Origin of the sequence: Janthinobacterium sp. CG_23.3, assembly GCF_046115965.1 — a bacterium.
In the GTDB taxonomy this organism is placed as follows: domain Bacteria; phylum Pseudomonadota; class Gammaproteobacteria; order Burkholderiales; family Burkholderiaceae_D; genus Janthinobacterium.
Window position 1 is genome coordinate 1 of record NZ_JBJXIB010000149.1, and the last position, 14,024, is coordinate 14,024.

Genomic DNA, 14,024 nt, shown 5'->3' on the forward strand with positions numbered 1-14,024 from the left:
GCGGGGCGGTTTTGGTGGCATGCACGCATGATGCGTTATCCACGATTCGTTTACAACAACTTTCTACGCTGTACGCTCAGGCTGAATAGTCACCAATATTCTTCTTTTGATCGGCGGATGTTTGAGCGCCATCGCGGCGGTGCTGCACATCGGCATCATCCTGGGCGGCCCGTCCTGGTATCGTTTTTTTGGCGCGGGGGAGCGGATGGCTACGGCGGCGCAGGCCGGGCACTTGTACCCGACGATCGTCACCTCGTGCATCGCCTTGGTCTTGGCGGCATGGTCCGCATATGCATTTTCCGGTGCCGGACTGCTGGCCCGGTTGCCGTTTTTGGAGTTGGCGCTGGTGTTGATCACGATCGTCTATCTGCTTAGGGGCCTGGCCATTTTGCCGCTGATATCGATTGCGAAGGTGCCGCCCACGCCCTTTCTGGTCTGGAGTTCGCTGATTTGCCTGGCTTATGGATTGGTACACATGATTGGCTTAATGCAGATGTGGCGAACGTCATAAGGCGTCGGCCTGTTGTTTTGGGCCGGCTAGCAGCACCGCGTGGGTTCCCGCCGCGATGACGCTCGCGAAGTTCCGGATTTTCGTATGCCGGCTATCGTTGTCCTGGTGAAATAAACGTTGGCGGCGGCGGCCCATCTATTGATTTAGCGCCGCGCTTCGTGTTAAACTTCGCGCACGCTTTTTTGAGGGGTAAAAAACTCTCGAATCAGAGTCCGCTGAACGGTATCATCAGCACAGGTCCCCATCGTCTAGAGGCCTAGGACATCACCCTTTCACGGTGAGTACAGGGGTTCGAATCCCCTTGGGGACGCCAAGGATTTTTCGGCAGTCGGCACTACCAGGTCAGGATGCGCGGTTCGGCATTCAGGACAGATTTCTGTCCCCATCGTCTAGAGGCCTAGGACATCACCCTTTCACGGTGAGTACAGGGGTTCGAATCCCCTTGGGGACGCCAGTTCAGCTTCGTTGGAAGCCAGCAGATAAGCCGCCTTGAGCGGCTTTTTTGTCGCCCGGAACATTGTGGGATGTGCCAAATTACGGCATGCTCACGCCAACATTCGGCACGCCGGCGCGCCCAGGCGATACAATGTGGGGCATCCTTGCCGTGCACCTAGCCTTGAATGACACCATCCACCATGCAACCCGTTAAAGACCGCGCGACCTCCCTGGCCCTGTTCTGTAAGGTCGTCGACAACTATGGCGACATCGGCATCTGCTGGCGCTTCGCCCGCCAATTGCAGCGGGAGCACGGCATCGCCGTCACCCTGTGGGTCGACGACTTGCCGACTTTCCAGCGCATTTGCCCGGACGTCGCGCTCGACGCCGAGGCGCAGCAGCTGGCCGGCGTGGCGGTACGCCACTGGCGCGACCAGGAGGGCGTGTTTGCGCCCGGCGATGTGGCCGACATCGTGATCGAGTTTTTCGCCTGCGATATTCCGCCGGGCTATATTGCCGCGATGGCCGGGTGCGATCCGCGCCCGGTGTGGCTGAACCTGGAAGGCTTGACTGCCGAGGAGTGGGTCGAGGGTTGCCACACTTTGCCGTCGCCGCATCCCCGCTTGCCTTTGACGAAACATTTCTTCTTTCCCGGATTCACCAGTAAAACCGGCGGCCTGTTGCGTGAATCCGCGTTGGAGGGGCAGCGTCGGCAGTTCCAGTCGGAGCCGGCGGCCATGGCCGCCTTCCTGGCCAGGTTTGGCGTGGCGCCGGCCGAGATGGCGTCGCTAAAGGTGTCGCTGTTCTGCTATCCGCACGCGCCGGTCGCGGAAATGTTTGCCGCGTGGCAAAGCGGCGATGCGCCCGTCACCTGCCTGGTACCCGAAGGCGTCGCGGTCGAGGCGGTGCGGGCGTTTCTCGGTTCGGCGGCGGGCGCGGGCGCGGCAGCTACGCGCGGCGCGCTGACCGTGCGCGTGTTGCCGTTTGTCGCCCAGCCGGACTACGACAAGCTGTTATGGGCTTGCGACCTGAATTTTGTGCGCGGCGAAGACTCTTTCGTGCGCGCGCAGTGGGCGGGCAAGCCGTTTATCTGGCATATTTATCCGCAGGACGAAAATTTGCACCACGTCAAATTGCGGGCGTTTTTGCAACGCTATTGCGTCAACATGGATAGTTTGACCGCCTTTTCCTTGCACTGGAACGGCGCGCCGGCGCCGGGCGTCGGCGAGCGGGCCGACTGGTCCGCGCTGTGGCCGCCGTTTCAGGCGGACATGGCGGAAGTGGCCCGCCGCTCCGCCGGCTGGCAGGGGGAAATGCTGGCCAACGGCGATCTGGCGAGCAACCTGCTGAAGTTTTCCCGTTCGCTGCGGTAGGCGGGGCGCGAAAAACAGGGTAAAATGCCCGGTTAATTTATAACGTATTTTTTTCGATCAAACGTGAGCTTTCGGCGCCCTTGGCCCAGAGGCGACAGATGATTTTTATGCAACCTACTTTTTACGTACACTCCCTATGAAACCTGCAAAAGAAATTCGCGTTGGCAACATCATTATGGTCGACAGCAAGCCTATGATCATCTTGCGTTCCGATGTCAACGGTTCGAGCCGCACGGGCTTCACGTACAAATGGAAGATGAAAAATCTTCTGACGAACAGCCCTCAGGAAAACGTATTCCGCGGCGACGATAAATTTGACGTGGTTGTTCTCGATAAAAAGCCGGTGACGTATTCGTATTTCGCCGATCCATTGTTCGTGTTCATGGATGCTGAATACAACCAGTATGAAATCGAAGAAGAAAACCTGGGCGATGCATTGCATTACCTGAAAGACGGTATGGAATGCGAAGCCGTGTTTTACGACGGCAAAGCGATTTCGGTTGAATTGCCAACCACCATCGCTCGTCAGATTTTCTATTCGGAGCCAGCGGTCAAAGGCAATACCTCGGGTAACGTCTTGAAAGAAGCGCAGATCGAAAACGCCATCGAAGCGCATCGCCACACCGTTCAAGTGCCGCTGTTTGTCAGCCAGGACGATACGATTGAAATCGATACCCGTACCAACGAATACAAGCGCGTGGTCCGTAACTAAGATAACACTTAGGCGCGCATCTGCGAAAACGCTGCCGAAAACAGGCAGCGTTTTTTTTCGTCCTTTTTTCGGCGTCGGCGTTTCAGCGGCGTTTTTTTTGTTATCTTTTTTTGCATGCAAAAAAACTAATCTTGTCTGGATTTCCAATGACTCGCGCTGCTATGCTACGGACTCGCGCAAACGCGGTTTTGCGCATGACCGTAAATTGGGGATGGCATGGATCGTAGGGATTTCGTTCGGATCGGTTTGGCCGCTGGCGCCGCCGCCGGTGTCAGTCAGGCGCCGGGCGCCGCGGCCGCCGCGCAGCCCGGCGCCGGCGGCGTGCTCGACGCCGGCGTGCTGCGCCAGCAGGCGCTGATGCGCTCCGGCCGGCTCAGTTCGCACGCGCTGACCTCGCAGTACCTGGCCCGCATCGACGCCATCGACCGCTCCGGACCGCGCATCAACGCCATCATCGAACTCAATCCCGACGCCTTAACGATCGCCCGCGAAAGGGACCGCGAGCGCGCCGCCGGCAAGGTGCGCGGCCCGCTGCACGGCATTCCAGTTCTGCTGAAGGATAACATCGCCACCGGCGACCGCATGTGCACCAGCGCCGGTTCGCTGGCGCTGGCCGGCGTGCGCGCCAGCCGCGACGCCCACGTGGTGGCGCGGCTGCGCGCGGCCGGCGCCGTCATTCTCGGCAAGACCAATATGAGCGAGTGGGCGAATATGCGTTCGACCCATTCGGTCAGCGGCTGGAGCGCGCGCGGCGGCCTGACCCGCAACCCCTACGCGCTGGACCGCAGTTGCAGCGGTTCCAGCTCGGGCTCGGGCGCGGCCATCGCGGCCTGCCTGGCGACGCTGGCGGTGGGCACCGAGACCGACGGCTCGATCGTCTCGCCGGCGTCGGTCTGCGGCCTGGTCGGCATCAAGCCGACGCTTGGCCTGGTCAGCCGCAGCGGCATCATTCCGATCTCCCGTTCCCAGGACACGGCCGGGCCGATGGCGCGCAGCGTCGCCGACGCCGCGCTGATGCTGGCGGCGATGGTTGGCGTCGACCGCGCCGACGCCGCCACGCTGGACGGCGCCGGCAAGGCCGGCGACTACGCCAGGGCGCTCGACAAGAAGGGCTTGCGCGGCATGCGCATCGGCGTGGCGCGCGATTTCTTCGGCAGCAACGACGGCCTCGACGCGGTGATCGAACGGGCGCTGCTGGTGTTGGCGGCGCAGGGGGCCATCCTGGTCGACCCGGTGCAGGTGCCCAACGTCGCCAAGTACGCCGATAGTGAAGCCGAGGTGATGCTGCACGAGTTCAAGGCCGGCCTGGCCGACTATTTGAGGGAGTACGCGCCCGGCGCGCCGGTGGCGGACATGGCCGGCGTGACCGCCTTCAACCAGAAGCACCAACGCACCGAAATGCGCTATTTCGGCCAGGAGTATTTGCTGCGCGCCCAGGCCAGGGAGGGACTCGACAGCCAGGAGTATCTGGACGCGCTGGCCAACAACCACCGCTACGCGCGCGAGGAGGGCCTTGACCAGGTGCTGCGCGAGCACCAGCTCGACGCGCTGGTGGCGCCGACGGGCGGGCCGGCCTGGCTGACCGACTTTATCAACGGCGACCATTACGGCGGCAGTTTTTCGACGCCGGCGGCGGTGGCCGGCTATCCGCACGTGACGGTGCCGGCCGGCTTCGTGCACGGCCTGCCGGTGGGGCTGTCGTTCGTCGGCGCGGCCTACAGCGAGGCGGCGCTGATCAAGATGGCGTACGCGTTCGAGCAGGCGACGCTGCACCGGCGCGCGCCGCGCTTCCTGGCGACGGTATCGCCGGCGGTGCGCTAACCCGGCCTGCGAAAAGCGCGCCAACTTGACGCCGTTGGCGCTGAAGGTCAACCAAAGACAAAGAGCCGGGGTCGGACCTGAAGGTCTGACCCCAGGGTTACGCCGTTGGTTTTGATGAATTCAACGTCGAAGCCGCTTAACTGGATTCAGCCGGCGCGCACCAGCCGGCGCAGGCGGTCGATCAGCTCGTCGCGCAGCGCGTGCAGGCGCCGCTGCCGCGTGCGGGCCTCGGCGCCGCGGCCGGCGCGCTGCAGTTGCAGCAGCTCGCGCCCCAGCGCGTGCACTTGCGCGTGCAGCGCCGGCAGCGCCGCGAACGCCGGACCGTGTCCGTACAGCGCGCGGCCCTGGCACGCCAGCCAGCGGCCGAAGTGGCTCTGGCCCGGCTCCAGCGGCGCCGGCGCGTCGCGCTCGCCGTCCAGGTGGCCGTCGATGGCGCGCAGCCAGTGCCGCAGCTCGACTTCGGCGAACGCCGTCATGCGGTCGCTCGCACTGGGCTGGCGCGCGCGCCAGGCGCTCCAGGCCGGGTACGGGCGCCAGTCGGCGACCCAGCCCGGCAGCGCCGGCGCCGGCATCGGCTCGGCGATGCCGAAGCCCTGCGCCAGCGTGCACCCCAGCAGCAGCAACAGTTCGCCGTGCGCCGCCGTCTCGACGCCCTCGGCGATGACCTGGCGCCGGAACGCCAGCGCCAGCCCGACCACGCCTTCGATGATGGCCAGGTCCTCGGAGTCGTCCAGCATGTCGCGCACGAAGCTTTGGTCGATTTTCAACGATTCGACCGGCAGCCGCTTCAGGTGGGTCAGCGAGGAGTAGCCGGTGCCGAAGTCGTCCAGCGCGAAGCGCACCCCCAGGGCGCGGCAGGCGTGCATCACCCGCATCACCTGTTCGATGTCCTCGAGCGCGCTGGTTTCCAGCATTTCCAGCTCCAGGCAGTCGGCCGGCACTTCCGGATGCGCCGCCAGTTGCGCCGCCAGGCGCGCGCCGAAGTCGTTCTGCTGCAACTGGCGCGCGCTGACGTTGACGCTGACCGGCAGCGCCAGGCCGGCGGCGCGCCAGGCGCCGATCTGCGCCAGCGCGCCGCCGATGACCCATTCGCCCAGCTCGACGCCGGTCTGCTGGCCGTCGACCACCGGCAGGAAGGCGGCCGGCGGCAGCAGGCCGCGTTGCGGGTGGCGCCAGCGCAGCAGCGCCTCGGCGCCGACCACCGCGCCGCTGCGCATGTCCACGCGCGGCTGGTAGTGCAGCTCGAACTCGCCCAGTTCGAGCGCCAGGCGGATCCGCTCGACGCTCTCGCGGTAGACCTGCTCGGCCTGGTCCTGGGCGACGTCGAACATGTGGTAGCGGTTCTTGTCGGCCTGCTTGGCCAGGTACATGGCCTGGTCGGCGTGGCGCATCAGCAGGTCGGCGTCGGCGCCGTCGCGCGGGTACAGCGTGACGCCGATGCTGGCCGAGACGCGCAGCAGTTGCTGCTCCACCTGGACCGCCTCGGCGGCCGCCTGCAGCAGCCGCTCCAGTACCGGCTCGCAGTCGCGCGGCCGGTCCAGGTCGACCAGCACGGCGACGAATTCGTCGCCGCCGATGCGGGCGATGGTGTCGCCCTCGCGCAGCGCCGTCTGCATGCGTTGCGCCAGCGTCACCAGCAGGGCGTCGCCGACCTGGTGGCCGTGCTGGTCGTTGACCGCCTTGAAGCCGTCCAGGTCGAGGTAGACCAGCGCCAGCGACTGGCCGCGGCGCTGGCTCTGCGCCAGCGCGTGGCGCAGGCGGTCGGCCAGCAGCACGCGGTTGGGCAGCCCGGTCAGGGCGTCGTAGTGGGCGATGTATTCGAGCTGGCGCTGGTGCTCCTTGAGCGGCGTGATGTCGGTGAACAGGGCGACGTAGTTCTTGGTCTTGCCGGCGCCGTCGCGCACCGCGCTGATGGTGATCATTTCGGCGTGGACCTCGCCGTTCTTGCGCCGGTTCCAGGCCTCGCCGTCCCAGTGGCCGCTGTCGATCAGGGCGCGCCACATGGCGCTGTAGTAGTCGGGCGGCTGGCGCCCGGAGTTGAGGATGCGCGGGGTCTGGCCGAGCGCCTCCTGGTGGCTGTAGCCGGTGACGCGGGTGAAGGTGTCGTTGACCTCGATGATGACGCCGTCGGCGTCGGTGATCATGATGCCCTCGCGGGCGTGGGTGAAGACGCTGGCGGCCAGTTGCAGGCGCGCCTCGGCGGCGCCCTGGTCGAGCGCCAGCGCGACGATGCGCGCCTCGTCCTCGAGCAGTTGGCGTTCGGCCGGCCCGGGCTGGCGGGCGTGGCGGTGGAAGATCGCGAACACCCCCCGCGCGTCGCCCTGGGCGCTGCGCACCGGCTGCGTCCAGCAGGCGCCCAGGCCGGCCTGGAAGGCCAGCGTCAGCAGCGTCGCGGCGGGCTCGGCGCCGGCGATGTCGGCCACCACCACGGGCGCGCCGGTGAGGGCGGCCAGGCCGAGCGCGCCGCCGGACTCGGGCGCCAGCGCGGCGATCGCCTGGCGCAGGCCGGACGGCAGGCTGGGGGCGGCGGCCACGCGCAGGTGCCGGCCCTCGTCGTCGAGCAGCAGGATGCAGCACAACATGGCCGGGTAGATCGCCTCGACGTCGGCGGCGATGGTGTCGAGCACCCGGGCCAGGTCGGCCTTGGCGGCCAGCATCGCCAGCACGCGGTTGTGGTGCTGGGCGCGCTGTTCGGCCAGGCGGCGCGCGGTGACGTCGGCGATCACGCCGACTAGGCCGCGTTCGACGCCGGCGCCGTCGTAGGAGCGCTGGCCGGTCAGGTGGCCGAGGAAGGCGGTGTCGTCGGCGCGCCAGTAGTGGCGCTCCAGGTCGACCGACTTGATCTCGCTGTGCAGCAGGGCCAGCATTTTTTGCTGGCCGGGCGCGCGTTCGGACGGGTGCACCAGGGCGACGTAGTCCTTGCCGATCAGCTGCGCCAGCGGCCAGCCGAACATCTCGGCCATGCAGCGGTTGGCGTGGGTGATTTTGCCTTCCATGTCGACCAGGAAGATGGCCACGGTGGAGGTGTCGAGGATGCGTTGCAGCAGCGCCTCGCGCCCGGCCAGCTCGCCGTTGGCGCGCGCCAGCGCCCGCTCGGCGCGTTCGCGTTCGCCGATGTCGCGCTCGACGGCGTCGAGCATGTGGTTGAAGTGTTCGCCCAGCTGGGTCAGCTCGTTGCCGAACGGGACCGCGCAGCGCGCCGCGTAGTCGCCGCGCGCGACCTGGTCGGCGTGGCGGCCCAGCTGGCCGAGCGGCAACAACACCGCGCGGCGGGTGTAGAGGATCACGCCGATCACGCCCACCAGGGCCAGTAGCACCAGCGCCATCAGCAGCATCACTTGCAACTGCAACTGGCGCTGCAGCGTGTTCAGCTCGCGCTTGGTGCGGGCGTTGATGGCGTCGGCGAAGCGCTGGATCGGCGCCATGATGGTCGCCTTGGCGTCGAGGTAGCGCGGGCCGTACAGCAGGCCGACGGCGGCGGCGCGCTCGTGCGCGTGGCGCTCCTTGACGGCGGCGAAGGCTAGGCGTTCGAAGGCGACCAGGGCGTCGGAATTGGCCAACGACTGGCGCAGCAGGTCGAACTCGCGCGCGGCGGCGCCCTCGCGGCGTATCAATTCGCTCAGCGGCGTCGCCTCGCCCATGGCGACGGCCGGGCCGCGGCCCATGCCGGCCAGGTTCCCGTAGGTCGGCGAATAACGCAGCGGGCGCGGGCGGCGGCCGTTGCGGATGGCCAGGATGGCGTCGTAGCGCGCCTCGTAGGCCGGGTCGGCTGTGGTGACGTAGCTGCGCGCCATGCGCGTCAAGTCCTCCGAGCTTTGAAACAGCTCGTCGGCCAGGGTTAGCGAGCGCAGGCGGTGCTCCTCGCCGCGGTTGACGCGCTGCTCGATCTGCAGCGCGTGGAAAATCACCGCGCCCATCACCGTCAGCATGGCGATGGTGGCGACGGCGACGTATCTGCTGAGGCTTTTTATGCTCATGGCTGGTCCATTGCGAATGATTGTATCGCAGCTGCCGGGCGGCGGCGGTATTTCACTGCGGAAAATAATTGGCGCGCCGGCGCCGTATGTAAACGACGCCAAGTTTGATGTTGCGATAACGATGCTTGTATGCCAACATGGCGGGATCGACGGCCTAAGTTTGGCCTTCGCCCGCCCTTTTTCTCACCCCCACACACATTTTTATAAGGATGCGCATATGAAGCAATACGGCGCGGAGTTTCTTGGTACGTTTTGGCTGGTGCTCGGCGGTTGCGGTAGCGCGGTGCTGGCCGCGGCATTTCCCGGTGTCGGCATCGGTTTGCACGGCGTCTCGCTGGCCTTCGGCCTGACGGTGCTGACGATGGCCTACGCCATCGGGCATATCTCGGGTTGCCATTTGAACCCGGCGGTGTCGATCGGCCTGTGGGCCGGCGGCCGCTTCCCGGCATCGAAACTGCTGCCCTACATCGTCGCCCAGGTGGTCGGCGCGATCGCCGCCGGCGGCGTGCTGTACCTGATCGCCAGCGGCACCGCCGGCTTCGACGTCAGCAAGGGCTTCGCCTCCAACGGCTACGGCGAGCACTCGCCGGGCGGCTACTCGATGCTGGCGGCGCTGATCACGGAAGTGGTCATGACGATGTTCTTCCTGATCGTCATCCTGGGCGCGACCGACAAGCGCGCGCCGGCCGGCTTCGCGCCGCTGCCGATCGGCCTGGCGCTGACGCTGATCCACCTGATCAGCATCCCGGTGACGAACACCTCGGTCAACCCGGCGCGCAGCACCGGCGTGGCGCTGTACGTCGGCGGCTGGGCCGTCGACCAGCTATGGATGTTCTGGGTCGCGCCTATCGTCGGCGCGCTGCTGGGCGCCCTGGCGTACCGCCTGATCGCCAGCGAAGAAGTAGGGGCGCGCGCCGATGCGCACGCCCAAGCCGGCGGCAACGAGCTGGCGCCGTCAAGTTAGCGTGTCGCGGGTCGGATCAGCGCAACGCCTCATCCGACCATGTAGGCCGCGGCGGGACGCGCCGCGCCAGGTCGACGTTGTCGGCTTGCGCCGTTGCGGCTAAGCCGGAACGGCACGGCGCCATTACGCGTCGATAAAGCGCATCTTGAAACTGCGCCCCTTGATATTGCCGAAGTCGCGGCCCAGCGGATTGCTGCCGTTCAGGCGCTTGAACGCCTGCTCGGCGATGCCGCGTTCGAGCGCGACGTAGGTCATGAACTCGAACACGTTGATCTTGCCGACCTGCTCCTTGGTCAAGCCGGCGTCGCCGGTCAGCGCGCCCAGCAAGTCGCCCGGACGCAGCTTGTCCTTCTTCCCGCCCATGATGCACAGCGTGACCATCGGCGCGGCCAGCGCCGGCTCGGCGTGCGCCGGCTGGCCATCCAACTCCTTCAAATCGTGCCACTCGACGCTGCTGTCCTGGTACTGCTCGATCAACTTGACCCACTTCTTCTCGTTCGGCGCGCACAGCGACAGCGCCAAGCCCTTTTCGCCGCCGCGGCCGGTGCGGCCGATGCGGTGGATGTGCACCTCGGTGTCCTTCGAGACGTCGACGTTGATGACCGCGCCCAGGCTCTGGATGTCGAGGCCGCGCGCGGCGACGTCGGTTGCCACCAGCACCGAGCAGCTGCGGTTGGCGAACAGCACCAGGATCTCGTCGCGCTCGCGCTGTTCCAGCTCGCCGTACAGCGCCAGCGCGGAAAAGCCCTGCTGGCGCAGTTCGTCGGCCAGTTCGCGGCAATGGATCTTGGTATTGCAAAAGGCTAGCGTCGAGACCGGGCGGAAGTGCGTCAGCAGCTTGCCGACGGCGGCGTTGCGCTCGTCGAAGCCGACCTCGTAGAAGCGCTGTTCGATCTTGTCGTTGTCGTGCTGCGCCTGCACCGTCACTTCGAGCGGGTTGTCGAGGAAGTTGGCGGTGGCGCGGCGGATGTCGTCGGGGTAGGTGGCCGAGAACAGCAGCGTCTGGCGGCGCGCCGGGCAGGCGCTGACGATGCCGGCGATTTCGTCGTAGAAGCCCATGTCGGTCATGCGGTCGGCCTCGTCGAGCACCAGCGTCTGCACGTGGCCCAGGTTCAGGGTGCCGCGGCCGAGGTGGTCGCGCAGCCGGCCCGGGGTGCCGACGACGATGTGGGCGCCGTGTTCGAGCGAGGCCATTTGCGGGCGCATCGAGGTGCCGCCGGTCAGCGTCAGGATCTTGATGTTGCCGGCGCTGCGGGCCAGGCGGCGCAGTTCGTTGGCGACCTGGTCGGCCAGCTCGCGGGTCGGGCACAGCACCAGGCCCTGCACCGCGAACCAGGCTGGATTGAGCTTGTGCAGGATGCCGATGCCGAAGGCGGCGGTCTTGCCGCTGCCGGTTTTCGCCTGGGCGATCAAGTCGCGTCCCTCCAGCACCGCCGGCAGGCTTTGCGCCTGGATCGTCGTCATTTCATGGTAGCCGAGCAGGTCGAGATTGGCCAGAAAGGCGGGCGTCAGCGGCAGGCTGGAAAAGGAATTCGGATTCATATGGGGGCCAGTAAAGAAGCGGGGGAGGGTGGGCACAGTCTAACAGCGTCGGGCGCCGCTGTGCGGATAGCGGGTCGGCCCGCGCCGGTGTGGCGGCGGGCCGGGGGGGTGTGGCGTCAGGCCGGCGCCCAGTTCGGCAGGCCGGTCAGGTCGGTGTTGTCGTCGCGCTGCCAGACCGGCAGGCCGGAGGCGTCGGTCGGATCGAGCAGTTCGAGCTGCACCTGCTTGAGGTTGGCCTTCTTGATGCGGGCGGCGCGCCACGGCACCGGCTCGGCCGGCGTCAGCAGGGTGGCGGGGGGCGGACCGAATCCGGGCAGGTCGAACGTCGCGTTGTCTTTTTTATCTCTCATTTCGGAACCTCGTGCCATTGCGCGCCGCCCAACGGCGATGCTGACAACGGAGCGGCCATGACCTCTGGGCGCTTAAATAGTTGCAGCTTAGCGGCCGCGTAAACGCGCCGCAGAAAACAAAAGCCCGGCTGCGGGAGTCGGGCTCAATAGGTGGTGCAAAGCGGGGCCGGCGCGCCGCCCCGCACAGTGAAAGTGCGGCACGCAGTGTATCACACTCCCTTTTCGCCGTGGGCGCTGGTTTTGCCGGGGCCGGCGGCGGCGGCCGTCAGCGGAAGCTCAGCGCGCCGGTCAGGTCGCCCGGCGGCAGCGCGCCGCGCGCGGCGAAGGCGGCGTTGCGCGTGGCCAGCCCCTGCAACAGCGGCAAGTCGTGCAGGCGGGTGATCAGGCGCAGGATCGACGTGGTGTCGTAGAAGCTGTGGTCGACCACGCCCTTCTTGGCGAACGGCGAGACCACGATGGCCGGAATGCGCGAACCCGGGCCCCAGCGGTCGCCGGGCGGCGGCGCGACGTGGTCCCACCAGCCGCCGTTTTCGTCGAAGGTGATCACCACGATCATATTCTCCCACTGCGGCGACTTCTTCAAGTGCTCGACAACGTTGGCGATGTGCTGGTCGCCCGACTCGACGTCGGAATAGCCGGCGTGCAGGTTCAGATTGCCCTGCGGCTTATAGAACGCCACGGCCGGCAGCTTGCCGGCGACAACGTCGGCGAGGAATTTATTCGAAATCGGGCTGTCGCCCAGGCCGCCGTCGCGCAGGTGCTCGGCGCGCGCGCGGGTGCCCGGGGCGAACTGGCGGAAGTAGTTCAGCGGCTGGTGGTGGTACTGGAAGTTTGGTTTTTCGCCGCCGCCCCTGGCGTCCAGCGCCGCCTGCCAGGCGCCGCCGTACCAGGCCCAGCCGACCGATTTTGCCGACAGCAGGTCGCCGATGGTCGGATAGGTCTGCGGCGGCAGCGTGCTCGGGTCGAGCGCGTCGGCCAGTTGGGCGTCGCCGCCGGCGGCCGGGCGCACATAGCTCGGCTGGTACGGCGGCGCCATGGTGTTGACCGCGTAGCCGTCCGGCGTGATGGCGCCGTCGTTGACGAACTTCGGTTTGCCGTCCATGGCCGAGGCGGGGCCGTCGTCGGCCAGCGCCAGGCGCGCGCCGGCGGGACCGTCGGCCGTCACCGCGATTTTCTTGTTGGCCGCCGTCGAGGCGGCGTTGAAATACTCCGGCGTGCGTCCGGAGATCAGGAACTGGTGGTTCAGGTAGGAGCCGCCGAAAGCGGCCATGAAGAAGTTGTCGCACAAGGTGTACTGGCGGGCGATCTGCCACAGGTCCAGGTTTTTCTGGCTCTCGCCGTAGTAACCCATGACCATGCCGCCGGTGTTGGCCCAGGCGACGAAACCGTCGTTCTTGCCGCCGTTGATCTGCATCTGGTTCTGGTAGAACAGGTGCCACAGGTCGCGCGTGATGACCGACGGCGGCAGCGGCTGGCCATCGGTACCGGTCAGCCTGAACGGCGCGTTCGGCAGATCCTTGACCTGGTCTTCCTTGATCTCGTACTGTTTGCCGCCGATGTTTTGCGGCGTCGGCACCATGCCGCCCCAGATCTTCGGCAGCGTCGCCAGGGTCGCGCCGTTGCGGTCCTTCTGCGCCGCCAGCGCGGCCGGCACCGCCGACAGCGGCGCGCTGGTGCCGGGGAAGTCGGCAAACAGATTGTTGAAGCTGCGGTTCTCAAGGTAGATCACGACCACGTTCTTGACGTTCGCCTTGAGCTTGGCGTCGAGCGAACCCGGGGTCGTCCTGGCCGGCTTGGCGTCGCTGACGGCGGCCGGCAGCGCGCCGGCCAGGCCGACCGCGGTGGCGGCCTGGAAGACGCGGCGGCGCGCCGGATTGCTGGGCAGGTCGTCGGCTTTGTGTTTCGTGTCGTTGGCTTGGTCCGTCACGCGGTGCTCCTTGTTGTTGTTCGTCGGATGCGACGGCGCGGACCGCTCGGCCCGCCACGCGGGAAAATTGTATCACCGGGATGGCAACGTTGTGAAATTACTAGCGTCGAGGCGCCTCAGGGGGGGGGGAGGGGCGCAAAAAGGAAAAGCCGCCGATTCTCGAGGAAAATCGGCGGCTTTGCAAATGTGGTTGCGGGGACAGGATTTGAACCTGTGACCTTCGGGTTATGAGCCCGACGAGCTGCCAGACTGCTCCACCCCGCAGCCGCATTATATAGAGCTACGCTGCAATGCGCAATGGCAGAGGCGATAAGTCTCAGGGCGATTGCATGAAGGATCAGATGGCCAGGCCCAACACCTTGCCAAGGTAGTCGGCGTTCCAGCCCGCCTTTAGGCGCTTGGAGGCGACGCC

Annotated in this window: 9 protein-coding genes and 3 tRNA genes; 7 read left to right on the top strand and 5 right to left on the bottom strand. The window is 66.5% G+C overall.

Annotation, left to right across the window (positions count from 1 at the left end; all coding sequences use genetic code 11):
- The first annotated feature begins 121 nt into the window (after positions 1 to 121).
- The 6 genes from ACFDR9_RS24255 to ACFDR9_RS24280 all read left to right on the top strand — a co-directional run bounded on the left by ACFDR9_RS24255 (position 122) and on the right by ACFDR9_RS24280 (position 4,852).
- On the top strand, positions 122 to 511 hold the full coding sequence (locus tag ACFDR9_RS24255; protein ID WP_409032629.1) for a hypothetical protein: 390 nt from the start codon (positions 122 to 124) through the stop codon (positions 509 to 511).
- Between the two features lie 237 nt (positions 512 to 748).
- A tRNA-Glu gene (locus tag ACFDR9_RS24260) sits at positions 749 to 824 on the top strand.
- 65 nt (positions 825 to 889) lie between these two features.
- A tRNA-Glu gene (locus ACFDR9_RS24265) sits at positions 890 to 965 on the top strand.
- A 181-nt stretch (positions 966 to 1,146) separates the two neighbouring features.
- Entirely contained in the window at positions 1,147 to 2,319 is a 1,173-nt protein-coding gene (earP, locus tag ACFDR9_RS24270; protein ID WP_409032630.1) for an elongation factor P maturation arginine rhamnosyltransferase EarP, read from the top strand.
- A 136-nt stretch (positions 2,320 to 2,455) separates the two neighbouring features.
- Complete coding sequence (locus ACFDR9_RS24275; RefSeq protein ID WP_017876498.1) at positions 2,456 to 3,031, top strand: elongation factor P; 576 nt, start codon at positions 2,456 to 2,458, stop codon at positions 3,029 to 3,031.
- A gap of 216 nt (positions 3,032 to 3,247) precedes the next feature.
- Positions 3,248 to 4,852 carry an amidase gene (locus ACFDR9_RS24280; RefSeq protein ID WP_409032631.1) on the top strand — a complete coding sequence of 535 codons (1,605 nt, stop codon included), beginning with the start codon at positions 3,248 to 3,250 and terminating at the stop codon, positions 4,850 to 4,852.
- 146 nt (positions 4,853 to 4,998) lie between these two features.
- Here ACFDR9_RS24280 and ACFDR9_RS24285 read toward each other — a convergent pair whose 3' ends face one another.
- Complete coding sequence (locus tag ACFDR9_RS24285; RefSeq protein WP_409032632.1) at positions 4,999 to 8,829, bottom strand: EAL domain-containing protein; 3,831 nt, start codon at positions 8,827 to 8,829, stop codon at positions 4,999 to 5,001.
- A 217-nt stretch (positions 8,830 to 9,046) separates the two neighbouring features.
- Between ACFDR9_RS24285 and aqpZ the strand changes: the two genes are divergently transcribed.
- A complete protein-coding gene (aqpZ, locus tag ACFDR9_RS24290) occupies positions 9,047 to 9,793 on the top strand; it encodes an aquaporin Z (protein ID WP_017876494.1) in 747 nt (248 codons plus the stop codon).
- 123 nt (positions 9,794 to 9,916) lie between these two features.
- On the opposite strand, the gene dbpA is transcribed toward aqpZ, so the two are convergent.
- The 4 genes from dbpA to ACFDR9_RS24310 form a co-directional block, all read right to left on the bottom strand.
- A complete protein-coding gene (dbpA, locus tag ACFDR9_RS24295; protein WP_409032633.1) occupies positions 9,917 to 11,335 on the bottom strand; it encodes an ATP-dependent RNA helicase DbpA in 1,419 nt (472 codons plus the stop codon).
- Positions 11,336 to 11,451: 116 nt separating this feature from the next.
- Positions 11,452 to 11,685, bottom strand: coding sequence for a hypothetical protein (locus ACFDR9_RS24300; protein ID WP_017876492.1), 234 nt, complete (start codon positions 11,683 to 11,685; stop codon positions 11,452 to 11,454).
- Positions 11,686 to 11,950: 265 nt separating this feature from the next.
- Positions 11,951 to 13,612, bottom strand: coding sequence for an acid phosphatase (locus tag ACFDR9_RS24305; RefSeq protein WP_409032634.1), 1,662 nt, complete (start codon positions 13,610 to 13,612; stop codon positions 11,951 to 11,953).
- Between the two features lie 187 nt (positions 13,613 to 13,799).
- Positions 13,800 to 13,876 (bottom strand) — tRNA-Met (locus ACFDR9_RS24310).
- Positions 13,877 to 14,024 lie beyond the last annotated feature (148 nt).